Genomic DNA, 25,360 nt, shown 5'->3' on the forward strand with positions numbered 1-25,360 from the left:
GATGGAACTCAAGCTCCTGAATGCTCAAGGTCAAGCAGCCTCCAACGTTGCCGCCGCTGACACCGTCTTCGGCCGTGACTACAACGAAGCCCTGATCCACCAGATCGTGGTCGCCTACCAAGCCAATGCTCGCAGCGGCAACCGTAAGCAGAAAGACCGTGAAGAAGTTCACCACACGACCAAGAAGCCATGGCGCCAAAAAGGCACCGGCCGCGCACGTGCTGGTATGTCCTCGTCGCCACTGTGGCGCGGCGGTGGTCGCATCTTCCCGAACTCGCCTGACGAGAACTTCACCCATAAAGTGAACAAGAAGATGTACCGCGCAGGTCTGTGCTCGATCCTGTCCCAACTGGCCCGCGAAGAGCGCCTGGTTGTGATCGAAGATCTGGCGATCGAAGCGCCAAAGACCAAGCTGCTGTCGCAAAAGCTGAACGGCATGGGCCTGGACTCGGTGCTGATCATTGCCGAGAACATCGAAGAAAACCTGCTGCTGGCTTCCCGTAACCTGCCGAACGTGCTGGTTGTTGAGCCACGTCAAGCGGATCCAATGTCGCTGGTCTTCTACAAAAAGACCCTGGTCACCAAAGCGGCACTGGCCAAGATTGAGGAGATGCTGGCATGAGCGCAGTCATCAAACACAGCGAAGAGCGCCTGATGAAGGTGCTGGTAGCTCCGGTAATTTCCGAGAAAGCTACCATGGTCGCCGAGAAAAACGAGCAAATCGTTTTCAAGGTTCTGCCAGACGCAACCAAGCCAGAAATCAAAGCTGCCGTTGAACTGCTGTTCAAGGTAGAAGTGGCCTCGGTACAAACCGTGAACCGCGAAGGTAAAGTGAAGCGTTCCGGCCGTTTCGTCGGTCGCCGCAACCACACCAAGCGCGCTTTCGTGTGCCTGAAACCAGGCCAGGAAATCAATTTCACCGAGGAGGCTAAATAATGGCACTCGTTAAGATGAAGCCAACCTCCCCAGGCCGTCGCGGCATGGTGAAAGTGGTAAACAGCGACCTGTTCAAAGGCCGTCCGTTCGCCGCTCTGGTTGAAAAGAAATCGAAAACTGCTGGCCGTAACAACAACGGTCACATCACCACCCGCCACATCGGCGGTGGCCACAAGCATCACTACCGCGTGGTTGACTTCAAGCGCACCAAAGACGGTATTCCTGCGAAAGTGGAACGTATCGAATACGATCCAAACCGTACCGCGCACATCGCTCTGCTGTGCTACGCGGACGGCGAGCGCGCATACATCATCGCCCCGAAAGGCGTTGCTGTTGGCGACACGCTGCTGAACGGTTCGGAAGCGCCGATCAAACCAGGTAACTGCCTGCCTATCCGTAACATCCCAGTCGGCACCAACATCCACTGCGTGGAAATGTTGCCAGGCAAGGGTGCACAGATGGCTCGTACCGCTGGCGCCGTTGTGGTCCTGATGGCTCGCGAAGGTACTTACGCTCAGGTGCGTCTGCGCTCCGGCGAAGTGCGCCGCGTGCACATCGAGTGCCGCGCAACCGTGGGTGAAGTCGGCAATGCCGAACACAGCCTGCGTAAGATTGGTAAGGCCGGTGCAATGCGCTGGCGCGGTGTTCGCCCGACCGTTCGCGGTGTGGTGATGAACCCGATCGACCACCCGCACGGTGGTGGTGAAGGTCGTACCGCAGCTGGTCGTCACCCAGTATCGCCATGGGGCCAGCACACCAAGGGCAAGAAGACTCGCTCGAACAAGCGTACGTCTTCGATGATCGTTTCGCGCCGCGGCAAGAAATAAGGATAAACCATGACTCGTTCATTGAAAAAAGGGCCGTTCTGCGACGCCCATCTGGTGAAAAAAGTCGAAGCCGCTCAAGCGACCAAAGACAAAAAGCCAATTAAAACCTGGTCCCGTCGCTCGACGATCATGCCTGACTTCATCGGTCTGACCATTGCCGTGCACAACGGCAAGGTGCACGTGCCTGTGTACGTTTCCGAGAACATGGTTGGTCACAAGCTCGGCGAATTCGCGCTGACCCGTACCTTCAAGGGCCACGCTGCTGACAAAAAGGCTAAGAAATAATGGAAACCAAAGCAATCCTCAAAGGCGTGCGCCTGTCGGATCAAAAAGGCCGCCTGGTGGCTGACATGATCCGCGGCAAAAAGGTTGACGCTGCGCTGAACATCCTGCAGTTCAGCCCGAAAAAAGGCGCTGCGATCATCAAGAAAGTGCTGGAGTCGGCAATCGCCAACGCTGAGCACAATGATGGCGCGGATATCGACGAGCTGTTCGTGAAAACGATCTACGTCGAAAAGGGCCCAATCCTGAAGCGTTTCACCGCCCGTGCAAAAGGCCGCGGTGACCGCATCTCGAAACAATCCTGTCACGTGTACGTGACCGTCGGTAACTAAGGAGCCAAGATGGGTCAGAAAATTCATCCAACCGGTTTCCGTCTGGCAGTCACCCGTAACTGGGCCTCGCGCTGGTACGCTGGCAACGGCAATTTCGCTGCCATGCTGAACGAAGACCTGAAAGCACGTGCTTTCCTGAAGAAAAAACTGAAGAACGCCTCCGTTGGCCGCATCGTGATCGAGCGCCCAGCCAAGAACGCGCGCTTCACCGTGTACTCGTCCCGTCCGGGCGTTGTGATCGGTAAAAAAGGCGAAGACATCGAAGTGCTGAAGTCGTCGCTGTCGAAGATCATGGGCGTGCCTGTGCACGTGAACATCGAAGAAATCCGCAAGCCGGAAATCGATGCGCAACTGATCGCCGACTCGATCTCGCAACAGCTGGAAAAGCGTATTATGTTCCGCCGCGCCATGAAGCGCGCAATGCAGAACGCGATGCGCCTGGGCGCCCAAGGCATCAAGATCATGTCGTCGGGCCGTCTGAACGGCATCGAAATCGCACGTACCGAATGGTACCGTGAAGGCCGTGTGCCTCTGCACACCCTGCGCGCCGATATCGATTACGGCACCAGCGAAGCTGAAACCACCTACGGCATCATCGGTGTCAAGGTGTGGGTATACAAAGGTGACCGCAACGCCGCTGGCGAAGCACCGGTGATCGATACCCCGGCTGACGAGAAAAAACCACGCGGCCCACGCCGTGACGACGGCAAACCAGGCCGTGGTCCACGTCCAGGCCCAGGCGCCAAGCCAGGCGCGCCAGCTGCCCGCCGCGCTGCCAAGCCGGCCGCTGCTGAGAAAGCAGGAGAATAAACCATGCTGCAACCTAGCCGCAGGAAGTACCGTAAAGAGCAGAAAGGCCGTAACACCGGCATTTCGCACACCACCGGCACCAATGTGTCGTTTGGTGAGTTCGGCCTGAAAGCCGTGGCACGTGGCCGTATCACGGCCCGCCAGATCGAATCGGCACGTCGTGCCATGACCCGTCACATCAAACGTGGCGGCCGTATCTGGATCCGCGTGTTCCCGGACAAACCGATCTCGAACAAGCCAGCCGAAGTCCGTATGGGTAACGGTAAAGGTAATCCAGAGTACTACGTCGCTGAAATCCGTCCAGGCAAAGTCCTGTACGAAATGGACGGCGTCGCAGAAGAACTGGCACGCGAAGCGTTCCGCCTGGCTGCTGCCAAACTGCCTCTGGCAACCACCTTCGTGGTACGCCAGGTTGGCCAATAATAGGAGTGAAATATGAAAGCATCTGAACTCCGCGGCAAAGACCAGGCAGCTCTGCAAAAAGAGCTGGCCGATCTGCTGAAGGCCCAGTTTGGCCTGCGTATGCAAGTCGCTACGCAACAACTGAGCAACACTTCGCAGCTCAAGAAGGTACGCCGCGATATCGCGCGTGTAAAAACGGTCATGAATCAGAAGGAAGCCAAATGAACCAGCCAGTGAAACAGTCGCTGAAGCGCACGCTGATCGGTAAAGTGGTGTCCGACAAGATGGACAAGACCGTTACCGTTCTGATCGAACGTCACGTGAAGCACCCTCTGTACGGCAAGATCATTGTGCGTTCGGCTAAATACCACGCACACGACGAATCCAACCAAGTCAAAGCCGGTGATACGGTCGAGATCCAGGAAGGCCGTCCGATCTCCAAAACGAAGGCGTGGACGGTGACTCGTGTAGTGCAAGCTGCACAAATCGTTTAATTGAGATTGCCTCCCGGGCGCAAGCCTTGGGAGGCAGTTTCAATTAGTTCTTGCAGGCCCGCAGGTTTTATGTAATACTTGCGGGCTTCGTTCATGTATCGCCGCAAAGTGTCTCTCCGCAGACATGGATCGCGGTCAGTACTTGTATGAAGATCAAGCACCCAAACAGAGGCGGGCGGTAACGCATTGCCGATGGCGGGACCAAGACTGACCGAGAGGTCCATATTGTGTGGATTCTTCGGCTTAAGTTGGGAAAGAGAATACTATGATTCAAACTGAAAGCCGGCTCGAAGTAGCCGACAACACCGGTGCGAAAGAAGTTTTGTGCATCAAGGTGTTGGGCGGTTCCAAGCGCCGTTATGCTGGCATTGGCGACGTGATCAAAGTCACTGTGAAAGTGGCTCAACCACGTGGTCGTGTCAAAAAAGGTGAAATTTACAACGCCGTGGTTGTGCGTACCGCCAAAGGTGTGCGCCGCCAAGATGGTTCCCTGGTGAAGTTCGACGGCAACGCCGCTGTCCTGCTGAACAACAAGCTGGAGCCGATCGGTACCCGTATCTTCGGACCAGTAACGCGCGAACTGCGTACTGAGAAGTTCATGAAGATCGTGTCCCTGGCACCGGAAGTTCTGTAAGGAGTCAGCAATGGATAAGATTCGTAAAAACGACGAAGTCATCGTTTTGACCGGCAAAGACAAGGGCAAGCGCGGCACCGTGCTGCGTCGCGTAGACGCAGAGCACGTCGTGGTTGAAGGCGTCAACGTGGCCAAGAAGGCCGTTAAGCCGAACCCGATGACTGGTGTAACTGGCGGCATCGTTGACAAGACCATGCCTATTCACGTGTCCAACGTTGCTCTGTTCAACGCTGCGACCGGTAAGGCAGATCGCGTAGGCTTCAAAGATGTGGACGGCAAAAAAGTCCGCGTTTTCAAGTCGAACGGCGAAGTAGTGAAAGGGTAATAAGAAATGGCCCGTCTGCATGCAGTTTATAAAGACAAAATCGTTGCCGAACTGACCGAAAAATTCGGTTACAAGTCGGTAATGGAAGTGCCTCGCCTGACCAAAATCACCCTGAACATGGGTGTGGGCGAAGCCATCGCTGACAAGAAAGTCCTGGAACACGCTGTTGGCGATCTGACCAAGATCGCCGGCCAGAAGCCAGTGACCACCAAAGCGCGTAAAGCTATCGCAGGTTTCAAAATCCGCGAAGGTTACCCAATTGGTACCATGGTGACCCTGCGTGGCGCCCGTATGTACGAATTCCTGGACCGTTTCATCACCGTGGCCCTGCCACGCGTGCGTGACTTCCGTGGTGTTTCCGGCAAATCGTTTGATGGCCGCGGCAACTACAACATCGGTGTGAAAGAGCAGATCATCTTCCCTGAGATCGAGTACGACAAGATCGATGCGCTGCGTGGTATGAACATTTCGATCACCACCACCGCGAAGACCGACGAAGAAGCCAAAGCGCTGCTCGCCGCCTTTAAATTCCCGTTCAGGAACTAAGTAGATCATGGCAAAACTCGCACTGATTAACCGTGAACAGAAACGCGTTGACCTGGCAAACAAATTCGCTGCCAAGCGCGCCAATCTGAAGGCCATCATTGATGACCAGTCGAAGTCGGAAGAAGAGCGTTACGAAGCGCGCCTGAAACTGCAGGCCCTGCCACGTAACTCGAACCCAACCCGTCAGCGTAACCGTTGCGTCGTCACCGGCCGTCCACGTGGTACCTTCCGTAAATTCGGCCTGGGCCGTATCAAGCTCCGTGAATTCGCCATGCGTGGCGAGATCCCGGGTATGACCAAAGCCAGCTGGTAATAGGAGAATAAGCAATGAGTATGAGCGATCCTATCGCCGATATGCTGACCCGCATTCGCAACGCCCAAGGCGTGCAAAAAACGACCGTGGCCATGCCATCGTCGAAAGTCAAAGTAGCGATTGCCAACGTCCTGAAGGACGAGGGTTACATTGAAGATTTCGCTGTCGCCGTTGACGGTGGCAAGTCGGAACTGAAGATCGGTTTGAAATATTATGTAGGCCGTCCTGTCATCGAGCGTCTGGAGCGCGTATCGCGTCCAGGTCTGCGCGTGTACAAAGGCAAGGACGAAATCCCAACCGTGATGAACGGTCTGGGCGTTGCCATTGTGTCGACCCCGCAAGGCGTCATGACCGACCGCAAAGCACGCGCCAATGGCGTGGGCGGCGAAGTCATCTGCTACGTCGCGTAAGGAGCAATAATGTCTCGTGTAGCTAAAATGCCTATCGCTGTGCCAGCTGGCGCTGAAGTCGCCATCTCCGCGCAAGCGATCACCGTAAAAGGCCCGCTGGGCGTACTGACCCAGTCCCTGAACGGCCTGGTAAAAGTAGAAAACAACGCTGGCACCCTGACCTTCGACGTAGTGAACGATTCCCGTGAATCGAACGCCATGTCCGGCACGCTGCGCGCGCTGGTCAACAACATGGTTACCGGCGTGACCAAGGGCTTCGAGAAGAAGCTGTCCCTGGTTGGCGTGGGCTACAAAGCCCAGGCTCAAGGCGACAAGCTGAATCTGTCCCTGGGCTTCTCCCACCCAGTTGTACACGACATGCCAGCAGGCGTGAAGTGCGCAACCCCAACCCCGACCGAAATCGTGATCTCCGGTATCGATCGTCAAAAGGTTGGCCAGGTGGCTGCCGAAGTTCGTGCTTACCGCTCCCCTGAGCCATACAAAGGCAAGGGTGTCCGTTATGTGGACGAAGTGGTTAAGCTTAAAGAAACCAAGAAGAAGTAATTAGGGGCTGACGATGGATAAAAAAGAATCTCGTCTGCGCCGCGGACGTCAAACCCGTATCAAGATCGCGCAACTGGGCGTGAACCGCCTGTCGGTACACCGCACTAACCTGCACATTTACGCGAACCTGATCTCCCCGGAAGCCAAGGTACTGGTTTCGGCATCGACCGTGGAAGCGGAAGTACGTGCTGAACTGGCCGGCAAATCGGGCAAGGGCGGCAACGCCGCTGCCGCCGCTCTGGTTGGCAAGCGCGTAGCAGAAAAAGCACTGAAAGCAGGAATCACCGAAGTAGCGTTCGACCGCTCCGGTTTCCGTTACCACGGCCGCATCAAGGCGCTGGCAGAAGCCGCGCGTGAAGCTGGTCTGAAGTTCTAAGGGTACGATCATGGCAAAAATGCAAGCAAAGATGGCAAGCGACAAGCCGGATGATGGCATGCGCGAAAAAATGATCGCGATCAACCGCGTGACCAAAGTGGTCAAGGGTGGTCGCATCATGGGCTTCGCAGCACTGACCGTGGTCGGCGACGGCGATGGCCGCATCGGCATGGGTAAGGGCAAGTCGAAAGAAGTTCCAGTCGGCGTGCAAAAAGCGATGGAAGAAGCCCGTCGCAACCTGATCAAAGTGCCTTTGAAGAACGGCACGCTGCAGCACACCGTCACCGGCCGCCACGGCGCGTCGAAAGTGATGATGAGCCCAGCCAAGCCAGGTACCGGCGTCATCGCAGGTGGCGCAATGCGCGCTATCTTCGAAGTGATGGGTGTAACGGACGTGGTGGCAAAATCCACCGGTTCGAACAACCCATACAACCTGGTGCGCGCCACCCTGGACGGCCTGTCGAAAATGAGCACTCCAGCTGACATCGCTGCCAAGCGCGGCAAGTCGGTTGAAGAGATCCTGGGTTAAGGGGAACTTCATGAGCACTATCAAAGTCAAACTGGTGAAGGGCCTGATCGGCACCCGCCAAGACCACCGCGCCACCGTGCGTGGCCTGGGCCTGCGTCGTGTGAACTCGGTTAGCGAACTGCAGGATACGCCTGCTGTGCGCGGCATGATCACCAAGGTCGCTTACCTCGTTAAAGTCGTATCGTAAGCCTCGGCTGCGATCTGGAGAACACAATGGAATTGAATACCATTCAACCAGCAGACGGCGCGAAGCACGCTAAGCGTCGCGTTGGCCGCGGTATCGGCTCCGGCCTGGGTAAAACCGCTGGCCGTGGTCACAAAGGTCAGAAATCGCGTTCGGGCGGCTTCCACAAAGTCGGTTTCGAAGGCGGTCAGATGCCTCTGCAACGTCGTCTGCCTAAGCGCGGTTTCAAGTCGCTGAACGCCACCTTCAAAGCTGAAGTGCGTCTGTCCGACCTGAACACCCTGGCAGTTGGCGAAGTCGACATCCTGGTACTGAAGCAAGCCGGCGTTCTGAACGTCCTGGCGCGCGACGTGCGTGTGATCGCCTCCGGCGAAATCACCAAGGCTGTCACGGTCAAGGGCCTGAAAGTCACCGCTGGCGCGAAAGCTGCCATCGAAGCGGCTGGCGGTTCGGTAGCCTAATTGGCTGCTGGCTAGATCGGAGCGACAATGGCGACTAACCCACAACTTGCCAAAAGTGCAGCTGCAGGCTTCCCATGGGGCCGTCTGTGGTTCCTGCTTGGCGCATTGGTGGTGTATCGTATCGGCGCTCACGTTCCTGTGCCGGGTGTAGACCCGGCACAACTGGCCTCGCTGTTCAAGTCGCAAGAAGGCGGCATCCTGGGCATGTTCAACATGTTCAGCGGTGGCGCCCTTTCGCGCTTCACAGTGTTTGCGCTGGGTATTACGCCGTACATCTCGGCCTCGATCATCATGCAATTGCTGTCGATCGTGTCGCCACAGATGGAAGCGTTGAAAAAGGAAGGTGAAGCCGGCCGGCGCAAGATTACCCAGTACACGCGTTATGCAACCGTGGGTCTGGCTCTGTTCCAGGCGCTGGGCATTGCAGTGGCGCTGGAATCGCAAGCCGGACTGGTGCTGGATCCAGGCCTCGGTTTCCGCTTCGTGACGGTCGTGACGCTGTTGACCGGCACTATGTTCCTGATGTGGTTGGGTGAGCAAATTACCGAGCGTGGCTTGGGTAATGGCATCTCGATCATCATCTTTGCTGGTATTGCGGCAGGTCTGCCGGGCGCACTGGGCGGCTTGCTGACCCAGGTGGCGAACGACACGATCGGCGCATTCTCGGCCCTGATCATCATGTTGCTGGTGGCTGGTGTCACCTACGTCGTGGTGTTCGTGGAACGTGGTCAGCGCAAGATTCTGGTCAACTACGCTAAACGTCAGGTCGGCAACAAGATCTACGGTGGCCAAACCAGCCACTTGCCGTTGAAACTGAATATGGCTGGCGTCATTCCGCCTATCTTCGCATCGTCGATTATCCTGTTCCCGGCTACCATCGTGGACTGGTTCTCGAAGGGCGCAGATGCTGCCAATCCTGTCGTGCGGTTCCTCAAGGACCTGTCGGCATCGATGGCACCAGGCGAGCCTATTCATGCATTGCTGTATGCCGTCGCAATCGTGTTCTTCTGCTTCTTCTACACCGCTCTGGTGTTTAACAGCAAAGAAACTGCGGACAACTTGAAGAAGAGCGGGGCCTTTGTGCCAGGGATTCGTCCCGGTGAGCAGACTGCCCGTTACATCGACAAGATCCTCATGCGATTGACGCTGGCGGGCGCTGTCTACATCACCCTCGTGTGCTTGTTGCCGGAATTCATGAATGCCCAGTGGAAAGTGCCGTTTTACTTCGGTGGCACCTCTCTGCTGATTGTCGTAGTGGTTACCATGGACTTTATGGCCCAGGTCCAAAACTACGTAATGTCGCAGCAATATGAATCGCTGCTGCGCAAGGCTAACTTCAAGGGCGGAATTCCGACGCGATAAGCGCGGCAGAGAGAACGAATGGCAAAAGACGACGTCATCCAAATGCAAGGCGAGATTCTGGAGAATCTGCCCAATGCAACATTTCGAGTAAAGCTGGAAAACGGCCACGTGGTATTGGGACACATTTCGGGTAAAATGCGCATGAACTATATCCGCATCCTTCCCGGCGACAAGGTAACGGTTGAGTTGACACCGTATGACTTGAGCCGCGCCCGCATTGTGTTCCGGACCAAGTAAATCAAACAAACGTACTAGAAAAGAGTGCAAAAATGAAAGTTAACGCTTCAGTTAAGCGCATTTGCCGCAACTGCAAAGTCATCAAGCGCAAAGGTGTGGTCCGCGTAATCTGCGTAGAACCGCGCCATAAGCAGCGTCAAGGTTAATAACCGTTATTTATCGAGGAATAACGAATGGCACGTATTGCAGGGGTTAACATCCCAAATCACCAACACACCGTTATCGGCCTGACCGCCATCTACGGTATCGGCCGTCCACGCTCGCAGTACATCTGCCAGCAGACCGGCATCGCCACCAACAAGAAGGTCAAAGACCTGGACGACAGCGAGCTGGAAAAGCTGCGTGATGAAGTGGCCAAGTTCGTAGTAGAAGGCGACCTGCGCCGCGAACTGTCGATGAACATCAAGCGTCTGATGGACCTGGGCTGCTACCGCGGTCTGCGTCACCGTAAGGGCCTGCCGGTCCGCGGTCAGCGCACCCGCACCAATGCACGTACCCGTAAGGGCCCGCGCAAAGCCGCTCAATCGCTGAAGAAATAATCTAGGAAACTACTATGGCTAAGCAACAAAGCTCCGCAGCAGCAGCTCGCGTGCGCAAGAAAGTCAAAAAGAACGTCGCTGAAGGTATCGCTCACGTTCACGCTTCCTTCAACAACACCATCATCACCATCACCGACCGCCAGGGCAATGCTCTGTCGTGGGCGACCTCCGGTGGTGCTGGCTTCAAGGGTTCGCGTAAATCGACCCCGTTCGCAGCGCAGGTTGCTGCTGAAGCCGCTGGTAAAGTTGCACAGGAATGCGGCGTGAAGAACCTGGAAGTTCGCATCAAGGGCCCAGGCCCTGGCCGCGAATCCGCTGTTCGCGCACTGAACTCGCTGGGCATCAAGATCACCGAGATCCAGGACGTGACGCCAGTGCCGCACAACGGCTGCCGTCCTCCAAAGCGTCGTCGTATCTAATGGCGCTTCGCCGGCGAGGTTGCCCTTGCCGGTAATGCATCAAGATTACTGCTGGACTAGTTGGTCGGAAACGACTATACTGTCCGGCTGTTTTCGTCTGTCGGAATCAGATCCGCAGGCATCAGCCACCGTTCAGTTGCAAGAAGACTGGACTAGCGCCTAACCACATTCCGATGTGGCTGGGGCGTCATTTAACATTCAAAGGAAATTACTGTGGCACGTTATATCGGACCAAAAGCAAAGCTGTCCCGCCGTGAAGGCACCGACCTGTTCCTGAAGAGCGCACGCCGCTCGCTGGATTCCAAGTGCAAACTGGACGTTAAGCCAGGCCAGCACGGTGTGAAATCGGGCGCCCGTACCTCCGACTACGGCAACCAGCTGCGCGAAAAGCAAAAAGTTAAGCGTATCTACGGCGTTCTGGAGCGTCAGTTCCGCCGCTACTTCGCTGAAGCGGACCGCCGCAAAGGCAACACCGGCGAAACCCTGCTGCAACTGCTGGAAACCCGCCTGGACAACGTCGCATACCGCATGGGCTTCGGCTCGACCCGCGCTGAAGCGCGTCAGCTGGTATCGCACAAAGCCTTCACCATCAACGGCAACGTTGTGAACATTCCTTCGTACGTTGTGAAGACCGGCGACGTGATCGCTGTGCGCGAAAAAGCCAAGAAGCAGACCCGTATCGTTGAAGCCCTGTCGCTGGCTGAACAAGTGGGCATGCCATCGTGGGTGTCGGTTGATGCGAAGAAAATGGAAGGCACCTTCCGTTCGCTGCCAGAGCGTAACGAAATCGCTCAAGACGTCAACGAATCGCTGATCGTCGAATTGTACTCGCGTTAATTCGTAGCTTAGCTGGTCGTTTTACCCGCCCACTCCCAGGAGTGGGCGTTTTCACTAATGCCATCAGCCTTATCGGTGTAACGAGCCGAGGGTAATGAAAAGGACATTTACACATGCAAAACAGTCTGTTGAAACCACGTATCATCGATGTAGAAACCCTGGGTGCCGGCCACGCTAAAGTCGTGATGGAACCGTTTGAACGTGGCTACGGTCACACTCTGGGCAACGCGCTGCGCCGCGTTCTGCTGTCGTCGATGGTTGGCTATGCCCCAACCGAAGTGACCATCGCTGGTGTCGTGCACGAATACTCGTCGCTGGACGGCGTGCAAGAAGACGTGGTTGACCTGCTGCTGAACCTGAAGGGTGTGGTCTTCAAGGTGCACAACCGTGACGCCGTGACCCTGACCCTGAAGAAAGAAGGCGAAGGCGCCGTGCTGGCATCGGACATCGATCTGCCACACGACGTAGAACTGATCAACCCTGACCACGTGATCGCCCACCTGACCGCTGGTGGCAAGCTGGACATGCAGATCAAGGTTGAAAAAGGCCGTGGCTATGTGCCAGGCAACGTTCGCCGCCTGTCGGAAGACACCAACAAAACCATCGGCCGCATCATCCTGGACGCATCGTTCGCGCCAGTACGCCGCGTGTCGTACTCGGTGGAATCGGCCCGTGTGGAACAGCGTACCGACCTGGACAAGCTGATCATCAACATTGAAACCAACGGCGTGATCACGCCGGAAGAAGCGATCCGCCAGTCGGCTCGCGTGCTGGTTGACCAGTTGAACGTGTTCGCAGCCCTGGAAGGCACGGAAGCCGCCGCCGAAGCGCCAAGCCGCGCTCCGCTGGTCGATCCGATCCTGCTGCGTCCAGTGGACGACCTGGAACTGACCGTCCGCTCGGCAAACTGCCTGAAAGCAGAAAACATTTACTACATCGGCGACCTGATCCAGCGTTCGGAAAACGAACTGCTGAAGACCCCGAACCTGGGCCGCAAGTCGCTGAACGAGATCAAGGAAGTGTTGGCTTCCCGTGGTCTGACCCTGGGCATGAAGCTGGAAAACTGGCCGCCTGCTGGTCTGGAAAAGTAATACTTAGTTTTGTAGCACCCGCCTGTGGCATTTCGCCATGGGCGTTTTTACCTTTAACCGGTCCGCGCCCTCGTGCAAGCGTTGGCGATCGAAGAACTCGGATTTAAACACCTCGAAAGGAAATACCATGCGTCACCGTCACGGCCTCCGTAAACTGAACCGTACCTCGTCCCACCGTCTGGCAATGCTGCGCAACATGACTGTTTCGCTGCTGCGTCACGAAGCGATCAAGACCACGCTGCCAAAAGCTAAAGAACTGCGCCGCGTAGTTGAGCCGATCCTGACCCTGGGCAAGACCGACACCCTGGCTAACAAGCGTCTGGCATTCTCCCGTCTGCGTGACCGCGAAATCGTGCAAAAACTGTTCTCCGAACTGGGCCCACGTTTCGCCAACCGTAACGGTGGCTACCTGCGCATCCTGAAAATGGGTTTCCGCGTTGGCGACAATGCGCCAATGGCTTTCGTTGAACTGCTGGACCGTCCAGAGATCACCGAAGCTGTTGAAGTGACCGGCGAAGAGTAATCCTCGTCTTCACAATGAAAGCCGGGCTTGCCCGGCTTTTTTTATTGCAAATCCATTTGGTGCCAGGCACCAAGCGGATTTGCAACATTTATTTGCCGCGGGGGGCGCCTTTGAATTCGGAGCTTGTGTTCCACTGCGGCCACGTCTTGCCCTGCGCGATGTCATAACCTACCTCGAACAGCAGCTGGATATCCTGCACGCCGCCGCTAAAGTCCCAGTCGGCACGCACGTCGTCCGACACCTTGTGGTAGTCATGGGCAACATAGTTGTCCACAACCTGGCGCGCATAGTCGGCTGGCTTGTCGATGTAGTTGCTGCGCGCCTTTGTGTATAACGCCGGCACGCCCACGCGGGCAAATTCCAGCTGGTCGGCGCGGTAAAAGCTGCCCAGCTCAGGCCGCGAATCCGGTTCCGCCTTGCGGCCCTGCAGCGCCGCATATTTGGCCAGCAAGCCATCAATCGTCGAATGCCCCGACGTCACGTTCTCGATCTGCGCCGTCTTGCCCCACGCATTGATGCCATCGATATTGATGTTGGCCAGCGTCTTGTCCAGCGGGTACAGCGGGTTCTTCGCGTAATACTTCGCACCCAGCAATCCCCGTTCTTCCGCCGTCGTTGCCACAAACAAAATCGACCGCTTCGGCGCCTTCGGCAACGCTTTGTACGCCTTCGCCAACTCCAGCAATGCGCTGGTGCCGGACGCGTTATCCAGCGCACCATGGTAAATCTGGCGCGTACGCGGGCCCGGCAGCTTGTCGTCGATGCCGAAATGGTCCCAGTGCGCCGTGTACACGATGTACTCGTTCTTCAGCTTGGGATCCGACCCTTCAATCTTTGCCACCACATTATGCGATTGCACGGTGCGCGCCACGTTGTCGACCCGGAACGATGCCGTGCCATTCAACGCGACCGGCTTGAAATCCTTTTTCAGCGCAGCCTGCTTCAGCGTGTCGAAGTCATAACCGGCCGCCGCCAGCATGTCTTTTGCGCGGTCCAGGTGGATCCAGCCCGGTACCGTTGGCGCATCCGGATCCTGGCCCGCGTTCCCATCTTTCTGCAGCAAGCTGAAGTTCTCGCCCGTGCCGCCGGTTTTCACCACGTCATACGGATACGCAGCCGGCTTGGTTTCATGAATGATGATGGCCGCCGCCGCGCCGAGTTTCGCTGCGATTTCATACTTGTACGTCCAGCGGCCGTAATACGTCATGGCCGCGCCCTTGAACATGGACTTGTCCAGCTGCGTGGGATCGGCAGGATCCGGAATCGCCGGATCGTTAATCAGCATCAGCAGGGTCTTGCCCCGTATATCGACGCCCTTGTAATCATCCCACCCATATTCCGGCGCCTGCACGCCATAGCCGACAAACACGATCTCCGACGAAGGGATCGTCACCTGCGTCTGCGCGGCCGTGGAGTGGGCGACGTAATCATCCGGGAAGCGCAGCGGTACGGTTTTGCCGGCAATCGTGTAGCTGAACGCCGGCGACGGCGTCAGCCCCCGCATTGGCACTTTCTGCACATACGTGCCATCCGGATTGCCCGGCTTTAACCCCAGCTGCCTGAATTGCTGTTCCAGGTAAGCGACGGTCTTGCGTTCGCCCTCGGATCCCGGCGAGCGGCCTTCGAAGTCATCGGACGCCAGCACCTTGATATTGGCCAGCAAACCTTGTTCGGAAATCGCCTTCAGCGCGGCAGCGGGCGCCTGGGCGCTGGCCTGGCTCGCGGCCAGTGCCAGAATAGGGAGAAGCGTGATGCATTTGGCTGCCATGTTTCAACCTCGTTATTAGGTAAATTAACAAGCATATGAGTGTCGCATATTTCATGCCAGATGAAGACCGGTGTACCATAACCTGTTGCTCTGTCACCCTGAAAGCAGTCATGTTCCAAACTATCATCCGCGTGCTGGCCGCGTTGCTGTTGCTGGTGTCCGGCGTTGTCCACGCTGAAGACGAATTCCTCGACCCCGCTGTCGCCTTTAAATTCTCCGCCCGCATGGTCGATGGCAAGACTGCTGCCGTCACCTTTGATATTGCGGACGGTTACTACATGTACCGCGAACGCTTTGCCTTCAAGGCCAGCGGCGCCACCTTGGGCCAGCCGGACATCCCGCCCGGCAAAGTCAAATTCGATGACACGTTTAACAAGGAAGTGGAAACCTACCGCCATCAAGTCACCATCAAGGTGCCGGTTGATGGCGCCGGTCCATTTACGCTGACTGTCACGGGCCAGGGCTGCTCCGATAAAGGCTTGTGCTATTCGCCGCAGGATTCGACTGCCAGTCTGATGGCAGCCGGCGGTACGCCAGTGGCCACCAGCACCGGGCCAGCTCCCGCAGCGCAGATTGCCGCGGATACCGGCGCCGCAAGCCAGCAAAGCGACCTGGGCCAAATTGAATCCGCCCTGAAAGGCGGCCGCCTGCTGGTCATCCTGCCGCTGTTTGCGTTGCTGGGCCTGGGCCTGTCATTTACGCCATGCGTGTTGCCAATGGTGCCTATCCTGTCGTCCATCGTGGTCGGCGACGGCGCTAAAGCCAGCCGTTCGCGCGGCTTGCTGCTGTCGTCCACGTATTCGCTGGGCATGGCCATCGTCTACACGGCGCTGGGCGTGGCGGCCGGCCTGGCCGGTGAAGGCTTGGCTGCCGCGCTGCAAAACCCGTGGGTGCTGGGCGCGTTTGGCTTGCTGATGGCGCTGCTTGCGCTGTCGATGTTTGGCTTCTATGAATTGCAAGTGCCCGCTGCGCTGCAAAGCAAGTTGAGCGCCGCATCGAACCGCCAGTCCGGCGGCCGCCTGGCCGGCGTGTTCATCATGGGCGCGATTTCCGCACTGATCGTCGGGCCTTGCGTGGCGGCACCGCTGGCCGGTGCGCTGGTGTACATCAGCCAGACCCGCGACGTCCTCATTGGCGGCGGCGCGCTGTTCGCCATGGCAGTGGGCATGAGTGTGCCATTGTTGCTGGTCGGCGTGTCGGCCGGCGCCTTGCTGCCACGCGCCGGCATGTGGATGGAACACGTCAAGCGCTTCTTTGGCGTGCTGTTGCTGGGCGTGGCGCTGTGGCTGGTGTCTCCCGTGCTGCCGGTCGCCCTATCGATGGCAGGCTTTGCATTCCTGGGCCTGCTGTATGGCCTGTATTTGCTGGCCCGTTCCGGCCGCACGGGCAAGCTGGTGTCGCTGATCTTCCTGGCGCTGGGCAGCGTGCAGCTGGTGGGGGTGGCGACCGGCGGCCGCGACTTGCTGGCCCCGCTGGCGCACCTGGGCAAAGGGGGCGCCCAGCATGGCCTGCAATTCACGCGCATCAAGACTGTGGCGCAACTCGACGACGCGCTGGCGAAAGCGGGCGGCAAGACTGCGCTGCTGGACTTTTACGCGGACTGGTGCGTGTCCTGCAAGGAAATGGAAAAGTTGACGTTCGTGAAACCGGAAGTGCAGGCGCGCCTGGCCAATACCGTGCTGCTGCAAGTGGATGTGACGGCCAACGATGCGGACGACAAGGCCATGCTGAAGCGTTTCAAGCTGTTTGGCCCGCCAGGCATTATCTTGTTTGATACGCAAGGCCAGGAAATTCCCGATGCCCGCGTGGTGGGCTTCCAGGATGCGCAGAAATTCATGCAGTCGCTGGAAAAATTGAAATGAGGTTGAAGCCTCCCGCCGTGAGCGGCTGGGAGGCGTTCCCCAATCAGGCGCCGTGATGGCGCATCATCATGCCGTGGCCCATGCGCTGGCCCCAGCGGTGATGCATCTTGGCAGCTTCCGCGTCAAACGTTTTTTGCTGTTCCGGCGTCAGCTGCGCATAAAACACTTTGGTGGCCGCCACGCGGGTTTCCATTTTCGCCAAATGCTGCTTGGCCATGGCCAGGTGCTGGTCCAGCCGTTCAGGCGTTGTCATCGATGCCGCTGCAGCGCGGTCTGCCATCGTTGGCAACGTTGGCGTCACGGCAGCAATAAAGGTTTGCCACGCAGGTTCTTGTGCGGCAGTCAGCTTCAGCTTGTCGTGCAGTGCAGCCTGGTGCTTGGCCACCATTTCAGCAAACTTTGCTTTGTGTTCTTCCATCTTGGCAGCGCGCTCTTCCTGGTTCAGCGCATGGCCGTGGCGGCCGGCTGGCACAGGGTCTGCCGCATAAGTGGAGCCGAGGGCGCCCAGGCTCAGCAGGGCAACCATGACGGTTTTTGCAATTGTGGTTTTCATCATCTGTCCTTTCAGTGGGGTGCAGGTCTAATGTTCTGCACATGAGACCATCTTGGCACCGGGCTGTTTCCCTTCCGTGTCCCTTGCCGGAGCTTTTGTATCAAACTGTTTCGGCGTTGCTGATAGTTAACCACCATATACAAGACGATACAATCAGCCATTGGCTATCGCTCCCTGAACTAAGGATAATTGAGGTATGGAACCGATTTCTACCATTCTGATCGTCGACGACGACCGCGATATCCGTACGTTGCTGGCCGATTACCTGGAAGGCAACGGTTATCGCACGCAATGCGCGGCAGACGGCGCCGGCATGTGGAAACAGCTGGAAGAAGCCCGTCCCGACCTCATCGTGCTGGACTTGAACATGCCGGGCGAAGATGGCCTGACCTTGTGCCGCAAGCTGCGCGCCACGTCGTCGCTGCCCGTGATTATGCTGACGGCCCGCAGTGAACCGCTGGACCGCATCCTGGGCCTGGAAATGGGCGCCGATGATTATTTGCCGAAGCCTTTCGAGCCGCGCGAATTACTGGCCCGTATCCGCAGCGTGCTGCGCCGCAGCCATGCGATGCCATCGAACGCGGGCGCCGACAAAGTGCAAAAAATGCGCTTCTCGAACTGGACGCTGGATTTGACGGCGCGCCATTTGGTCAATCCGGACGGCATCGTCATCATGTTGTCCGGCGCGGAATTCCGCTTGCTGAAAGTATTCCTCGAACATCCGAACCGCGTGCTGAACCGCGACCAGTTGCTGAACTTGACACAGGGCCGCGATGCCGACCCGTTCGACCGTTCGATCGACATTCAAATCAGCCGCCTGCGGCAAAAGCTCGGTGAAGATGCGCGCGTGCCGCAAATTATCAAAACCGTGCGCAATGGCGGCTACGTGCTGGCCGGCGCCGTCTCCGTGGAGTCGGCGTGAAAGCGTTCTGGATGTCGATGACGGGCAGGGTGTTTGCTGTCCTGTTGCTGGGCATCGTGGCGTCGGCGTCGCTGACCCAGTACCTGGCCGTCATGGAGCGCCAGCGCACCGTCGAACGGTACCGCGATGCGTATGCGCTGGACCGTGCGGAAGAATTGATTGCCATTGCCGCCGTCATCAAGCCGGAAGCGCGCGACATGTACCAGCGCATTGCCGCCAAGGGCGCCATCAAGCTGGAAACCACGAATGATGTGATCATGGGCGGTTCCGCGCAAACGGATTTTTCCCGCCAGCTGGCGGCCCGCCTCGGCGGCCAATATAAAGTCGTGCCGGTCGGCGACCGTCCAGCCGCATGCGATGAACCGCGCCAGATCAATTCCATCTTCGGCCCCGCTCAATGGCGCGGCACGTGCGAAGCCATGAATGTGCTGATGCACGACGGCACCGTCATGCGCCTGACCGTGCTGCCGCCGAAACCGCCGCCACCAACGGGGCAAAATGAAATCGCCACCTTCGTGCCATTCTTTTTCTCCATCATTGCGCTGGCGTTCCTCGTCACCCGCATGACGGTGCGTCCGCTGAAACAGCTGGCCAAGGCTGCGCGCGATCTGGGCGACGACATCAACCGTCCGCCGCTGGCATTGCGGGGCGCGGCGGAAATCCGCCAGGCGGCTGCCGCGTTCAATGCCATGCAGGCGCGCATCCGCCAGCATATTTTCCAGCGCACGCAAATGCTGGCCGCCATTACCCACGATTTGCAGACGCCGCTGACGCGCATGCGCCTGCGGCTGGAAAAAGTGCCGGACGCGGATTTGCAGCACAAGCTGCTGGGCGACTTGTCCGCCACGCAGCAAATGGTCAAGGAGGGCCTTGACCTGGCGCGCAGCATGGATAGCACGGAAACCATGCAGGCGCTGGACCTGGATTCGCTGCTTGATAGCGTGTGTTCCGACGCGGCCGACGCGGGCCAGGAAGTCACCTTGAAAGGCCGCGCCTCGATGGCGCTGATGGGCCGCCCGCTGGCGATCCGCCGCTGCCTCGTGAATTTGCTCGATAACGCGGTCAAGTATGGCCACAATGCCGGCGTCACCGTGGAACGCATGGTGGGCGCCGCCCGTATCCGCATCCGCGACAGCGGCCCCGGCATCGCCCCGGACCAGCTGGCGCAAGTGTTTGAACCGTTTTATCGCATTGAAAGTTCCCGTTCACGCGAGTCCGGCGGCACCGGGCTGGGGCTGACCATCGCCCGCAATATCGCAGAACAGCACGGCGCCAGCCTGGCGCTGGCCAACCATCCAGACGGCGGGCTGGAAGTCACGCTGGTTGTTCCCGAATACTACGCAGGTAATTAAGGCCCCCGGGCCATCCAATTGATGATGAAGAAATCCACACTGGCCACCCTGGTGGGCGCAGCAGCCGTAGTTGGCGCCGGCGCCTGGTTCTATACGAAACCCGCGCCGCAGGCAGCAGGCTCCCCCGCTGCGCAAGCGCAGGGCCAGGGGCAGGGCAAAGGCGGCGGCCAGCAAGGTCCCACGGCTGTCAACGTGGTGGCGCCGCAGCGCCAGGACGTGGCCGTGATATTGCAGGCCAATGGCACCGTGTCGCCGCTGTCCACCGTTGATCTGCACCCGCAGACCACCAGCACCATCACCAAGGTGCACATCAAGGAAGGCGACTTCGTCAAACAGGGCCAGTTGATGTTTTCACTGGATAGCCGCACCGACAGCGCCAACGTGGAAAAAGCCCTGGCGCAAGTGCAGCGCGACCGCGCCAGCCTGATGGACCTGGAACGCCAGTACAAGCGCAGCCAGGAATTGCTGTCGCAGAATTTCATTGCGCAGGGCGCCGTCGATACCTTGCGCAGCCAGGTGGAAGCGGCCAAGGCGCTGCTGGCTGCCGACCAGGCCGCCGCGCAAGCCGCGCAAGTGGGCGCCGGCTACAACACGATCCGCGCGCCGCTGTCCGGCAGAGTGGGCGCGATCAACGTGTATCCCGGCAGCCTGGTGCAAATGGCAACGTCACTGACCACGGTGACGCAGCTGAACCCCATCAACGTATCGTTCACGTTACCGGAAAGTGCGCTGGGCGCGCTGCTGGCTGCCAAGCAGGCGGGCAAGGTGCCGGTGCAGGTGACGTCCGGCGGCCAGGATTTCCAGGGGCATTTGAGCTTCATCGACAATGCCGTCGATGCGCAGGCTGGCGTCATCAAGGTCAAGGCGGAATTCGACAACAGCGCCACGCGCCTGTGGCCAGGCCAGTACGTGAACGCGAAACTCACCGTGCAAACGCTGAAAGATGCGTTGGTGGTGCCGCAAAACGCTATCATTACCAATACCCGCGGCACGTTTGTCTACACTGTCGCGGAAGACCATACAGCCAAAGTCGCCAACATCGTCCGCGTGCATTCGTTTGGTCCTTATGCTGCCGTCACGGGTCTGAACGGCGATGAAAAAGTCATTGTCGAAGGCAAGCAAAACCTGCGCCCCGGCGCCAAGGTGAAAATTGCCGAAGCGGGCGCCGATGGCGGCAAAACGGATAAAAGCGGCAAGGGCGAAGGCCGAAAGAAAAAGGATAGCGCAGCATGAACCTGTCCGAACTGTGCATACGCCGCCCTGTCATGGTGGTGCTGCTGTCGCTGAGCCTGATCCTGGCCGGCGTGCTGGCGTACACCCACATCCCCGTCGCGGCGCTGCCCAGCTATAACACGCCCGTCATCAACGTCAGTGCGGACTTGCCGGGCGCCAGCCCGGAAACCATGGCGTCGTCCGTCGCGCTGCCGCTGGAAAAGCAGTTTTCCACGATTGCCGGCGTGGCCCTGATCACGTCCACCAGCACGCTGGGCAATACGTCGCTGACCTTGGAATTCGACCCCAGCATCAACGTCAATGAAGCAGCCGTCGATGTACAGGCCGCGCTGCTGCGCGCCCAGCGCTCGCTGCCGCAGGAAATGACGGATATCCCGTCGTACCGCAAAGTCAATCCGGCCGATGCGCCCGTGATGTTCCTGGCCATGACGTCGCCATCGCTGTCGTTGTCGGAATTGAATGATTATGCGGAAAACCTGATTGCACCCAGCCTGTCGACCTTGCCCGGCGTCGCGCAAGTGACCGTCAATGGCCAAAAGCGCTTTGCCGTGCGGATCCGCGCCAAGGCGGACTTGCTCAATGCCCGCAACATGACGCTGGATGAACTGGCCGCCGCCATCAAGTCCGCCAATGCCAATACGCCGCTGGGTATCCTCGATGGCCCGAACCAGACGCTGACCATCCAGGGCAATGCGCAATTGATGAGGGCAGCGGAATTTGCTGAATTGATCATTGCCAACCGCAATGGCCAGCCCGTGCGCCTCAAGGACGTGGCGGCCGTCGAAGACTCGTACCAGTCGATCAAGGCGGCCGGCAGCTATAACGGCGAGCGTTCCATTGTGCTGCAAGTGCAGCGCCAGCCGGACGCCAATACCGTGCAAGTGGTTGATGGCGTGCGCAGTTTGCTGCCACGCTTCCACGCGCAATTGCCGCAATCCGTGCGCATCAACCTCGTCAACGACCGTTCCGTATCGATCCGCGAAGCCATCCACGACGTGAATCTGACGTTGGCGCTGACGGTGGCGCTGGTGGTGCTGGTGATTTTCCTGTTCCTGCGCAAAGCGGCTGCCACGTTCATCCCCGGCATCACGATGCCGATTTCGCTGCTGGGCGCGCTGGCGCTGCTGTACGCGCTGGGTTATAGCCTCGACAATGTTTCCCTGCTGGGCATTACCTTGGCGGTCGGCCTCGTGGTCGATGACGCCATCGTCGTGCTGGAAAATATCGTGCGCCACCTGGAGCTGGGCAAGAAGCCGCTGCAAGCCGCGCTGGCCGGGTCCCGTGAAATGGGCTTTACGATTATTTCGATTTCCATTTCGCTGGTGGCCGTGTTCATCCCGATCTTCTTCATGCCGGGCGTGATTGGTTTGCTGTTCCACGAATTCGCGGTCGTCGTGGGCTTGTCCGTGCTGGTGTCGGCCATCGTGTCGCTGACCCTGGTGCCGATGCTGTCGTCGCGCCTGCTGTCGCACGAAGATGCGCACCATGAACAGGCGGGCGGCTTGATCGGCCGCTGGTTTGAAGCGGGCTTTACCCGCCTGCGCAATGGCTATGCCCGCACGCTCGACGTCGCGCTGCGGCACCGCGCCGTCGTGCTGGCCATTGCCATCGGCACGTTTGCCCTGACGATCTGGATGTACATTGATATCCCGAAAGGCTTCTTCCCGGAAGAAGACTTGGGCCAGATCCAGGCCACGACGGAAGCGTCGGAAGATATTTCTTCAAGCGCCATGCTGGAATTGCAAATGAAGGTGGTGGAAGTCGCCCGCAACAATCCCAACGTGCAGGACGTGACGTCGTTTGTCGGCGGCTCGAATACCGGCCGCATGTTCCTCGTGCTAAAAGCCCGCGGTGAGCGGGACAAAATGCCGCAAGTGCTGGACAGCCTGCGCAAATCACTGCGCCAGGTGCCGGGCATGAATGTGTACCTGCGCCCCACGCAAAACTTGCAGCTGGGTGGCCGCCCGTCGAAGAGCCGCTACCAGTACACCTTGCAATCGGTCAGCCCGGATGCGCTCAATGACTGGGCCAGCAAGCTGCAGGAACGCATGCGCAGCGACCAGGACTTCCGCGACGTGACGAGCGATTCGCAAAACAAGGGCTTGCAGGCGTCGCTGAAAATCGACCGCGACAAGGCCAATACGCTGGGTGTCGAGATCGCCGCCATCCGCAGTGCGCTGTACCTGGCGTTCGGCGAGCGCCAGGTGTCGACGATTTATTCATCGGCCGCCAGCTACTTCGTGATCCTCGAAGCCGCAACGGAAGACCGCCAGTTCGATGATGCGCTGACCAAAATTTCCGTGCGCAACAAGGCAGGCCAGCTGGTGCAGCTGTCCAGCTTTGCCACCGTGGAGCGCACGGTGGGCCCAACGTCCGTCAACCACCAGGGCCAGCTGCAAGCCATCACGATTTCCTTCAACCTGGCGCCAGACGTGCCGCTGGGCCGCGCCACGGGCAAGATAGAAAAAATGGGCATGGAAATGGGCTTGCCGGCTTCGATCATCACGACGTATGGCGGCGATGCGGCCGTGTTCCAGAGTTCGCAAGGCAGCCAGGTCATTTTGATTATCGCGGCGCTGGGCGTGATCTATGTGCTGCTGGGCGTGCTGTATGAAAGCTATATCCACCCGCTGACGATTTTGGCCGGCTTGCCGTCGGCTGCCGTGGGCGCGCTGCTGACGCTGCGCCTGTTCGGGCTGGACCTGACGATGATTGCCATTATCGGCATCCTGATGCTGATCGGTATCGTGAAGAAAAACGCCATCATGATGATCGACTTTGCATTGGAAGCGCAGCGGGGGCAGGGCATGGCGCCGGCCGATGCAATCCGCGAAGCATGTATTTTGCGATTCCGCCCCATCATGATGACGACCTTGGCGGCATTGATGGGCGCGCTGCCGATCGCGCTGGGCCTGGGCGCGGGCGCGGAATTGCGCCAGCCGCTGGGCCTGGCTGTGGTGGGCGGCTTGATTTTCTCGCAAGTCATTACGCTGTACATCACGCCGGTGATTTACCTGTACCTGGATAAATACAGCGGCACGGGACCGATGACGGATGCGCAATTGGCGGAAGAGGCGCCGTCGGCGCCGGGCGTGATTGAGCTGAAAGCAGTGAAAAACCAGGCCGTTGCCACGCCGAATTAGTATCTTGCAGTCTCTCGCTGCTATCATACGACGGGCCGGACTGTTACCGGCCCGTTTGTTTATTTAGCAATCGTAATTATTGCTGAAGTGATACATACGGTTACATCCGTCAAGACCGAGTTTAGGTAAGCTGGCGGCTCAATTCTTCATCTACCGTTAGACGCAGTGCAGAAGGTCCGTCATCTTGTTCCAGCTCAGCCCATCCCATACGGACGAACACCAGGCGCACTCGCACGCTGAGTACTGCCACGCGTGCGGCCAAAAATTGCCCGATGGAAATCAAGTGCGGACGGATGGTTATTGGGGCAAGAAAAAGCCTAACCGCGTCGGCATCGGTATTTCCATTGCCTTGCACGTGGCCTTGCTGGCTTACGTGCTGTTTTCCCCCAGCACCCACATCATCCTGAAACCGCCTGCGAAAGAAGGCGAAATGGTGTGGATCGCGCCGCTGGCGCAGAAACCCACGCCGAAACCAGAAAAACCGGCGAAACCGGAACCGAAGAAGCCGGAACCTGTGCACCAGCAGCGCGTGGCCAAAGCCATTTCCAAACCCGCGCCATCGGCGCCCCGCCAGGAAGTGTACGTGCCGCCCGTGCAATCGCCGATGCAGACGATTACGCCGGTACAGGAAGTCGATATGCAGGCGCGGGTGGAAGCCGCCCGCAAGCGCCGTGCACAGGAAAATCCGCAACCGCAGCAGGCTGAACCGGAAGAGTCCGAAGCCCAGCGCGCCGCCCGCGTGGCGCGCGCCAACATCATGGGGGCGCAGGGCCGCAATGCCGCCGGTGAGCGCGATGAAACAGGCGGCGTGTTCCAGGTGCTGAACCGCACGTCGCTCAGTGCGGACTTCAAGTTCCGTGGCTGGAATACCAACTTCAAGCGCCAGTGGCTGCAGCAATACCACGTGGAAGTGGGCGCGGAACCGGATATTGAAACAGCGGTCGTGCGCAAGATGATTGAAGTGATCCGCAAGGAAAAACCGGGCGAATTTGAATGGGATTCGCAGCGCCTGGGCCACACGGTCAAGATGAATGCCGCGAAGCCGTACCAGGCGGAACTGGAAGCATTCCTGTTGAAGGAAATCTTCCCGGAATACCGGCGCGCCCGAGGGTGAA

Annotated in this window: 35 protein-coding genes; 33 read left to right on the forward strand and 2 right to left on the reverse strand. The window is 58.5% G+C overall.

The genetic code is table 11. From position 1 onward, the window contains the following. The first annotated feature begins 1 nt into the window (after nucleotide 1). The 27 genes from rplD to rplQ all read left to right on the forward strand — a co-directional run bounded on the left by rplD (nucleotide 2) and on the right by rplQ (nucleotide 13,412). Nucleotides 2-622 (forward strand): 50S ribosomal protein L4, encoded by a 621-nt coding sequence (rplD, locus tag GM668_RS16350; protein WP_155440035.1) that lies wholly within the window; start codon nucleotides 2-4, stop codon nucleotides 620-622. Further along, on the forward strand, nucleotides 619-936 hold the full coding sequence (gene rplW, locus GM668_RS16355; protein ID WP_155440036.1) for a 50S ribosomal protein L23: 318 nt from the start codon (nucleotides 619-621) through the stop codon (nucleotides 934-936). The genes rplD and rplW overlap by 4 nt, the downstream gene beginning before the upstream one ends. Continuing rightward, the gene (rplB, locus tag GM668_RS16360) at nucleotides 936-1,763 is read left to right on the forward strand and encodes a 50S ribosomal protein L2 (RefSeq protein WP_155440037.1); all 828 of its coding nucleotides are present in this window, start codon (nucleotides 936-938) and stop codon (nucleotides 1,761-1,763) included. Before rplW ends, rplB begins: the two co-directional genes overlap by 1 nt. Before the next feature lie 9 nt (nucleotides 1,764-1,772). Next, nucleotides 1,773-2,048 carry a 30S ribosomal protein S19 gene (gene rpsS / locus GM668_RS16365; protein ID WP_093556914.1) on the forward strand — a complete coding sequence of 92 codons (276 nt, stop codon included), beginning with the start codon at nucleotides 1,773-1,775 and terminating at the stop codon, nucleotides 2,046-2,048. After that, nucleotides 2,045-2,377, forward strand: coding sequence for a 50S ribosomal protein L22 (gene rplV / locus GM668_RS16370; protein ID WP_371868130.1), 333 nt, complete (start codon nucleotides 2,045-2,047; stop codon nucleotides 2,375-2,377). Before rpsS ends, rplV begins: the two co-directional genes overlap by 4 nt. Before the next feature lie 9 nt (nucleotides 2,378-2,386). Further along, on the forward strand, nucleotides 2,387-3,187 hold the full coding sequence (gene rpsC, locus GM668_RS16375; protein WP_155440038.1) for a 30S ribosomal protein S3: 801 nt from the start codon (nucleotides 2,387-2,389) through the stop codon (nucleotides 3,185-3,187). 3 nt (nucleotides 3,188-3,190) lie between these two features. After that, nucleotides 3,191-3,610, forward strand: a complete 420-nt coding sequence (rplP, locus tag GM668_RS16380) for a 50S ribosomal protein L16 (RefSeq protein WP_155440039.1) — start codon at nucleotides 3,191-3,193, stop codon at nucleotides 3,608-3,610. Nucleotides 3,611-3,622: 12 nt separating this feature from the next. Further along, on the forward strand, nucleotides 3,623-3,814 hold the full coding sequence (gene rpmC / locus GM668_RS16385; RefSeq protein ID WP_154379322.1) for a 50S ribosomal protein L29: 192 nt from the start codon (nucleotides 3,623-3,625) through the stop codon (nucleotides 3,812-3,814). Beyond that, a complete protein-coding gene (rpsQ, locus tag GM668_RS16390) occupies nucleotides 3,811-4,083 on the forward strand; it encodes a 30S ribosomal protein S17 (RefSeq protein WP_093556910.1) in 273 nt (90 codons plus the stop codon). Before rpmC ends, rpsQ begins: the two co-directional genes overlap by 4 nt. 265 nt (nucleotides 4,084-4,348) lie before the next feature. Then, on the forward strand, nucleotides 4,349-4,717 hold the full coding sequence (rplN, locus tag GM668_RS16395; protein ID WP_154379320.1) for a 50S ribosomal protein L14: 369 nt from the start codon (nucleotides 4,349-4,351) through the stop codon (nucleotides 4,715-4,717). A 10-nt stretch (nucleotides 4,718-4,727) separates the two neighbouring features. Beyond that, a complete protein-coding gene (rplX, locus tag GM668_RS16400) occupies nucleotides 4,728-5,042 on the forward strand; it encodes a 50S ribosomal protein L24 (protein ID WP_155440040.1) in 315 nt (104 codons plus the stop codon). 6 nt (nucleotides 5,043-5,048) lie between these two features. After that, complete coding sequence (gene rplE / locus GM668_RS16405; protein WP_155440041.1) at nucleotides 5,049-5,588, forward strand: 50S ribosomal protein L5; 540 nt, start codon at nucleotides 5,049-5,051, stop codon at nucleotides 5,586-5,588. A gap of 7 nt (nucleotides 5,589-5,595) precedes the next feature. After that, nucleotides 5,596-5,901 carry a 30S ribosomal protein S14 gene (rpsN, locus tag GM668_RS16410; protein WP_155440042.1) on the forward strand — a complete coding sequence of 102 codons (306 nt, stop codon included), beginning with the start codon at nucleotides 5,596-5,598 and terminating at the stop codon, nucleotides 5,899-5,901. 14 nt (nucleotides 5,902-5,915) lie between these two features. Then, nucleotides 5,916-6,311: a 30S ribosomal protein S8 gene (rpsH, locus tag GM668_RS16415; RefSeq protein ID WP_155440043.1), complete on the forward strand. Its 396-nt coding sequence runs from the start codon at nucleotides 5,916-5,918 to the stop codon at nucleotides 6,309-6,311. Nucleotides 6,312-6,320: 9 nt separating this feature from the next. After that, the gene (gene rplF, locus GM668_RS16420; protein ID WP_155440044.1) at nucleotides 6,321-6,854 is read left to right on the forward strand and encodes a 50S ribosomal protein L6; all 534 of its coding nucleotides are present in this window, start codon (nucleotides 6,321-6,323) and stop codon (nucleotides 6,852-6,854) included. A gap of 13 nt (nucleotides 6,855-6,867) precedes the next feature. After that, the gene (gene rplR / locus GM668_RS16425) at nucleotides 6,868-7,230 is read left to right on the forward strand and encodes a 50S ribosomal protein L18 (protein ID WP_155440045.1); all 363 of its coding nucleotides are present in this window, start codon (nucleotides 6,868-6,870) and stop codon (nucleotides 7,228-7,230) included. A gap of 10 nt (nucleotides 7,231-7,240) precedes the next feature. Then, complete coding sequence (rpsE, locus tag GM668_RS16430; protein ID WP_155440046.1) at nucleotides 7,241-7,759, forward strand: 30S ribosomal protein S5; 519 nt, start codon at nucleotides 7,241-7,243, stop codon at nucleotides 7,757-7,759. Nucleotides 7,760-7,769: 10 nt separating this feature from the next. Beyond that, nucleotides 7,770-7,946 (forward strand): 50S ribosomal protein L30, encoded by a 177-nt coding sequence (gene rpmD / locus GM668_RS16435; protein ID WP_155440047.1) that lies wholly within the window; start codon nucleotides 7,770-7,772, stop codon nucleotides 7,944-7,946. Nucleotides 7,947-7,972: 26 nt separating this feature from the next. Beyond that, nucleotides 7,973-8,404 carry a 50S ribosomal protein L15 gene (gene rplO / locus GM668_RS16440; protein ID WP_154379304.1) on the forward strand — a complete coding sequence of 144 codons (432 nt, stop codon included), beginning with the start codon at nucleotides 7,973-7,975 and terminating at the stop codon, nucleotides 8,402-8,404. 27 nt (nucleotides 8,405-8,431) lie between these two features. Beyond that, the gene (gene secY, locus GM668_RS16445) at nucleotides 8,432-9,766 is read left to right on the forward strand and encodes a preprotein translocase subunit SecY (protein WP_155440048.1); all 1,335 of its coding nucleotides are present in this window, start codon (nucleotides 8,432-8,434) and stop codon (nucleotides 9,764-9,766) included. A gap of 18 nt (nucleotides 9,767-9,784) precedes the next feature. Then, the gene (gene infA, locus GM668_RS16450) at nucleotides 9,785-10,003 is read left to right on the forward strand and encodes a translation initiation factor IF-1 (RefSeq protein WP_005663428.1); all 219 of its coding nucleotides are present in this window, start codon (nucleotides 9,785-9,787) and stop codon (nucleotides 10,001-10,003) included. A 32-nt stretch (nucleotides 10,004-10,035) separates the two neighbouring features. Next, nucleotides 10,036-10,149, forward strand: a complete 114-nt coding sequence (gene rpmJ / locus GM668_RS16455) for a 50S ribosomal protein L36 (protein ID WP_155440049.1) — start codon at nucleotides 10,036-10,038, stop codon at nucleotides 10,147-10,149. Nucleotides 10,150-10,176: 27 nt separating this feature from the next. Further along, complete coding sequence (gene rpsM / locus GM668_RS16460; RefSeq protein ID WP_154379301.1) at nucleotides 10,177-10,542, forward strand: 30S ribosomal protein S13; 366 nt, start codon at nucleotides 10,177-10,179, stop codon at nucleotides 10,540-10,542. 14 nt (nucleotides 10,543-10,556) lie between these two features. Further along, the gene (gene rpsK / locus GM668_RS16465; protein ID WP_154379299.1) at nucleotides 10,557-10,961 is read left to right on the forward strand and encodes a 30S ribosomal protein S11; all 405 of its coding nucleotides are present in this window, start codon (nucleotides 10,557-10,559) and stop codon (nucleotides 10,959-10,961) included. 213 nt (nucleotides 10,962-11,174) lie between these two features. Beyond that, nucleotides 11,175-11,798: a 30S ribosomal protein S4 gene (gene rpsD / locus GM668_RS16470; protein ID WP_170305669.1), complete on the forward strand. Its 624-nt coding sequence runs from the start codon at nucleotides 11,175-11,177 to the stop codon at nucleotides 11,796-11,798. A gap of 113 nt (nucleotides 11,799-11,911) precedes the next feature. Further along, entirely contained in the window at nucleotides 11,912-12,889 is a 978-nt protein-coding gene (locus tag GM668_RS16475) for a DNA-directed RNA polymerase subunit alpha (RefSeq protein ID WP_155440050.1), read from the forward strand. 127 nt (nucleotides 12,890-13,016) lie between these two features. Next, the gene (gene rplQ / locus GM668_RS16480; protein WP_154379295.1) at nucleotides 13,017-13,412 is read left to right on the forward strand and encodes a 50S ribosomal protein L17; all 396 of its coding nucleotides are present in this window, start codon (nucleotides 13,017-13,019) and stop codon (nucleotides 13,410-13,412) included. 88 nt (nucleotides 13,413-13,500) lie between these two features. On the opposite strand, the gene GM668_RS16485 is transcribed toward rplQ, so the two are convergent. Next, the gene (locus GM668_RS16485; RefSeq protein WP_155440051.1) at nucleotides 13,501-15,180 is read right to left on the reverse strand and encodes a M28 family peptidase; all 1,680 of its coding nucleotides are present in this window, start codon (nucleotides 15,178-15,180) and stop codon (nucleotides 13,501-13,503) included. A gap of 110 nt (nucleotides 15,181-15,290) precedes the next feature. Between GM668_RS16485 and dsbD the strand changes: the two genes are divergently transcribed. Then, nucleotides 15,291-17,042 (forward strand): protein-disulfide reductase DsbD, encoded by a 1,752-nt coding sequence (dsbD, locus tag GM668_RS16490; RefSeq protein ID WP_155440052.1) that lies wholly within the window; start codon nucleotides 15,291-15,293, stop codon nucleotides 17,040-17,042. A gap of 43 nt (nucleotides 17,043-17,085) precedes the next feature. On the opposite strand, the gene GM668_RS16495 is transcribed toward dsbD, so the two are convergent. Then, nucleotides 17,086-17,598: a Spy/CpxP family protein refolding chaperone gene (locus GM668_RS16495; protein ID WP_229499424.1), complete on the reverse strand. Its 513-nt coding sequence runs from the start codon at nucleotides 17,596-17,598 to the stop codon at nucleotides 17,086-17,088. A 193-nt stretch (nucleotides 17,599-17,791) separates the two neighbouring features. On the opposite strand from GM668_RS16495, the gene GM668_RS16500 reads away from it, so the two are divergent. The 5 genes from GM668_RS16500 to GM668_RS16520 all read left to right on the forward strand — a co-directional run bounded on the left by GM668_RS16500 (nucleotide 17,792) and on the right by GM668_RS16520 (nucleotide 25,359). After that, nucleotides 17,792-18,517 carry a response regulator gene (locus GM668_RS16500; protein ID WP_155440053.1) on the forward strand — a complete coding sequence of 242 codons (726 nt, stop codon included), beginning with the start codon at nucleotides 17,792-17,794 and terminating at the stop codon, nucleotides 18,515-18,517. Further along, nucleotides 18,514-19,869 (forward strand): ATP-binding protein, encoded by a 1,356-nt coding sequence (locus GM668_RS16505; protein ID WP_371868715.1) that lies wholly within the window; start codon nucleotides 18,514-18,516, stop codon nucleotides 19,867-19,869. The genes GM668_RS16500 and GM668_RS16505 overlap by 4 nt, the downstream gene beginning before the upstream one ends. A gap of 24 nt (nucleotides 19,870-19,893) precedes the next feature. Next, nucleotides 19,894-21,102, forward strand: coding sequence for an efflux RND transporter periplasmic adaptor subunit (locus GM668_RS16510; RefSeq protein WP_155440185.1), 1,209 nt, complete (start codon nucleotides 19,894-19,896; stop codon nucleotides 21,100-21,102). Beyond that, nucleotides 21,099-24,245, forward strand: a complete 3,147-nt coding sequence (locus GM668_RS16515; protein ID WP_155440054.1) for an efflux RND transporter permease subunit — start codon at nucleotides 21,099-21,101, stop codon at nucleotides 24,243-24,245. The genes GM668_RS16510 and GM668_RS16515 overlap by 4 nt, the downstream gene beginning before the upstream one ends. Nucleotides 24,246-24,528: 283 nt before the next feature. After that, the gene (locus GM668_RS16520) at nucleotides 24,529-25,359 is read left to right on the forward strand and encodes a hypothetical protein (RefSeq protein ID WP_371868716.1); all 831 of its coding nucleotides are present in this window, start codon (nucleotides 24,529-24,531) and stop codon (nucleotides 25,357-25,359) included. The last annotated feature ends 1 nt before the right edge of the window (nucleotide 25,360 follow it).

The sequence above is a fragment of the Pseudoduganella ginsengisoli genome (genome assembly GCF_009720865.1).
Lineage (GTDB): Bacteria > Pseudomonadota > Gammaproteobacteria > Burkholderiales > Burkholderiaceae_D > Rugamonas > Rugamonas ginsengisoli.

Excerpts from the sequence above, each read along its gene's own strand:
- rplD (WP_155440035.1), top strand. The coding sequence starts at position 2 with ATGGAACTCAAGCTCCTGAATGCTCAAGGTCAAGCAGCCTCCAACGTT.
- rplW (WP_155440036.1), top strand. The coding sequence starts at position 619 with ATGAGCGCAGTCATCAAACACAGCGAAGAGCGCCTGATGAAGGTGCTG.
- rplB (WP_155440037.1), top strand. The coding sequence starts at position 936 with ATGGCACTCGTTAAGATGAAGCCAACCTCCCCAGGCCGTCGCGGCATG.
- rpsS (WP_093556914.1), top strand. The coding sequence starts at position 1,773 with ATGACTCGTTCATTGAAAAAAGGGCCGTTCTGCGACGCCCATCTGGTG.
- rpsC (WP_155440038.1), top strand. The coding sequence starts at position 2,387 with ATGGGTCAGAAAATTCATCCAACCGGTTTCCGTCTGGCAGTCACCCGT.
- rplP (WP_155440039.1), top strand. The coding sequence starts at position 3,191 with ATGCTGCAACCTAGCCGCAGGAAGTACCGTAAAGAGCAGAAAGGCCGT.
- rpmC (WP_154379322.1), top strand. The coding sequence starts at position 3,623 with ATGAAAGCATCTGAACTCCGCGGCAAAGACCAGGCAGCTCTGCAAAAA.
- rpsQ (WP_093556910.1), top strand. The coding sequence starts at position 3,811 with ATGAACCAGCCAGTGAAACAGTCGCTGAAGCGCACGCTGATCGGTAAA.
- rplN (WP_154379320.1), top strand. The coding sequence starts at position 4,349 with ATGATTCAAACTGAAAGCCGGCTCGAAGTAGCCGACAACACCGGTGCG.
- rplX (WP_155440040.1), top strand. The coding sequence starts at position 4,728 with ATGGATAAGATTCGTAAAAACGACGAAGTCATCGTTTTGACCGGCAAA.
- rplE (WP_155440041.1), top strand. The coding sequence starts at position 5,049 with ATGGCCCGTCTGCATGCAGTTTATAAAGACAAAATCGTTGCCGAACTG.
- rpsN (WP_155440042.1), top strand. The coding sequence starts at position 5,596 with ATGGCAAAACTCGCACTGATTAACCGTGAACAGAAACGCGTTGACCTG.
- rpsH (WP_155440043.1), top strand. The coding sequence starts at position 5,916 with ATGAGTATGAGCGATCCTATCGCCGATATGCTGACCCGCATTCGCAAC.
- rplF (WP_155440044.1), top strand. The coding sequence starts at position 6,321 with ATGTCTCGTGTAGCTAAAATGCCTATCGCTGTGCCAGCTGGCGCTGAA.
- rplR (WP_155440045.1), top strand. The coding sequence starts at position 6,868 with ATGGATAAAAAAGAATCTCGTCTGCGCCGCGGACGTCAAACCCGTATC.
- rpsE (WP_155440046.1), top strand. The coding sequence starts at position 7,241 with ATGGCAAAAATGCAAGCAAAGATGGCAAGCGACAAGCCGGATGATGGC.
- rpmD (WP_155440047.1), top strand. The coding sequence starts at position 7,770 with ATGAGCACTATCAAAGTCAAACTGGTGAAGGGCCTGATCGGCACCCGC.
- rplO (WP_154379304.1), top strand. The coding sequence starts at position 7,973 with ATGGAATTGAATACCATTCAACCAGCAGACGGCGCGAAGCACGCTAAG.
- secY (WP_155440048.1), top strand. The coding sequence starts at position 8,432 with ATGGCGACTAACCCACAACTTGCCAAAAGTGCAGCTGCAGGCTTCCCA.
- infA (WP_005663428.1), top strand. The coding sequence starts at position 9,785 with ATGGCAAAAGACGACGTCATCCAAATGCAAGGCGAGATTCTGGAGAAT.
- rpmJ (WP_155440049.1), top strand. The coding sequence starts at position 10,036 with ATGAAAGTTAACGCTTCAGTTAAGCGCATTTGCCGCAACTGCAAAGTC.
- rpsM (WP_154379301.1), top strand. The coding sequence starts at position 10,177 with ATGGCACGTATTGCAGGGGTTAACATCCCAAATCACCAACACACCGTT.
- rpsK (WP_154379299.1), top strand. The coding sequence starts at position 10,557 with ATGGCTAAGCAACAAAGCTCCGCAGCAGCAGCTCGCGTGCGCAAGAAA.
- GM668_RS16475 (WP_155440050.1), top strand. The coding sequence starts at position 11,912 with ATGCAAAACAGTCTGTTGAAACCACGTATCATCGATGTAGAAACCCTG.
- rplQ (WP_154379295.1), top strand. The coding sequence starts at position 13,017 with ATGCGTCACCGTCACGGCCTCCGTAAACTGAACCGTACCTCGTCCCAC.
- GM668_RS16485 (WP_155440051.1), bottom strand. The coding sequence starts at position 15,180 with ATGGCAGCCAAATGCATCACGCTTCTCCCTATTCTGGCACTGGCCGCG.
- dsbD (WP_155440052.1), top strand. The coding sequence starts at position 15,291 with ATGTTCCAAACTATCATCCGCGTGCTGGCCGCGTTGCTGTTGCTGGTG.
- GM668_RS16495 (WP_229499424.1), bottom strand. The coding sequence starts at position 17,598 with ATGATGAAAACCACAATTGCAAAAACCGTCATGGTTGCCCTGCTGAGC.
- GM668_RS16500 (WP_155440053.1), top strand. The coding sequence starts at position 17,792 with ATGGAACCGATTTCTACCATTCTGATCGTCGACGACGACCGCGATATC.
- GM668_RS16510 (WP_155440185.1), top strand. The coding sequence starts at position 19,894 with ATGAAGAAATCCACACTGGCCACCCTGGTGGGCGCAGCAGCCGTAGTT.
- GM668_RS16515 (WP_155440054.1), top strand. The coding sequence starts at position 21,099 with ATGAACCTGTCCGAACTGTGCATACGCCGCCCTGTCATGGTGGTGCTG.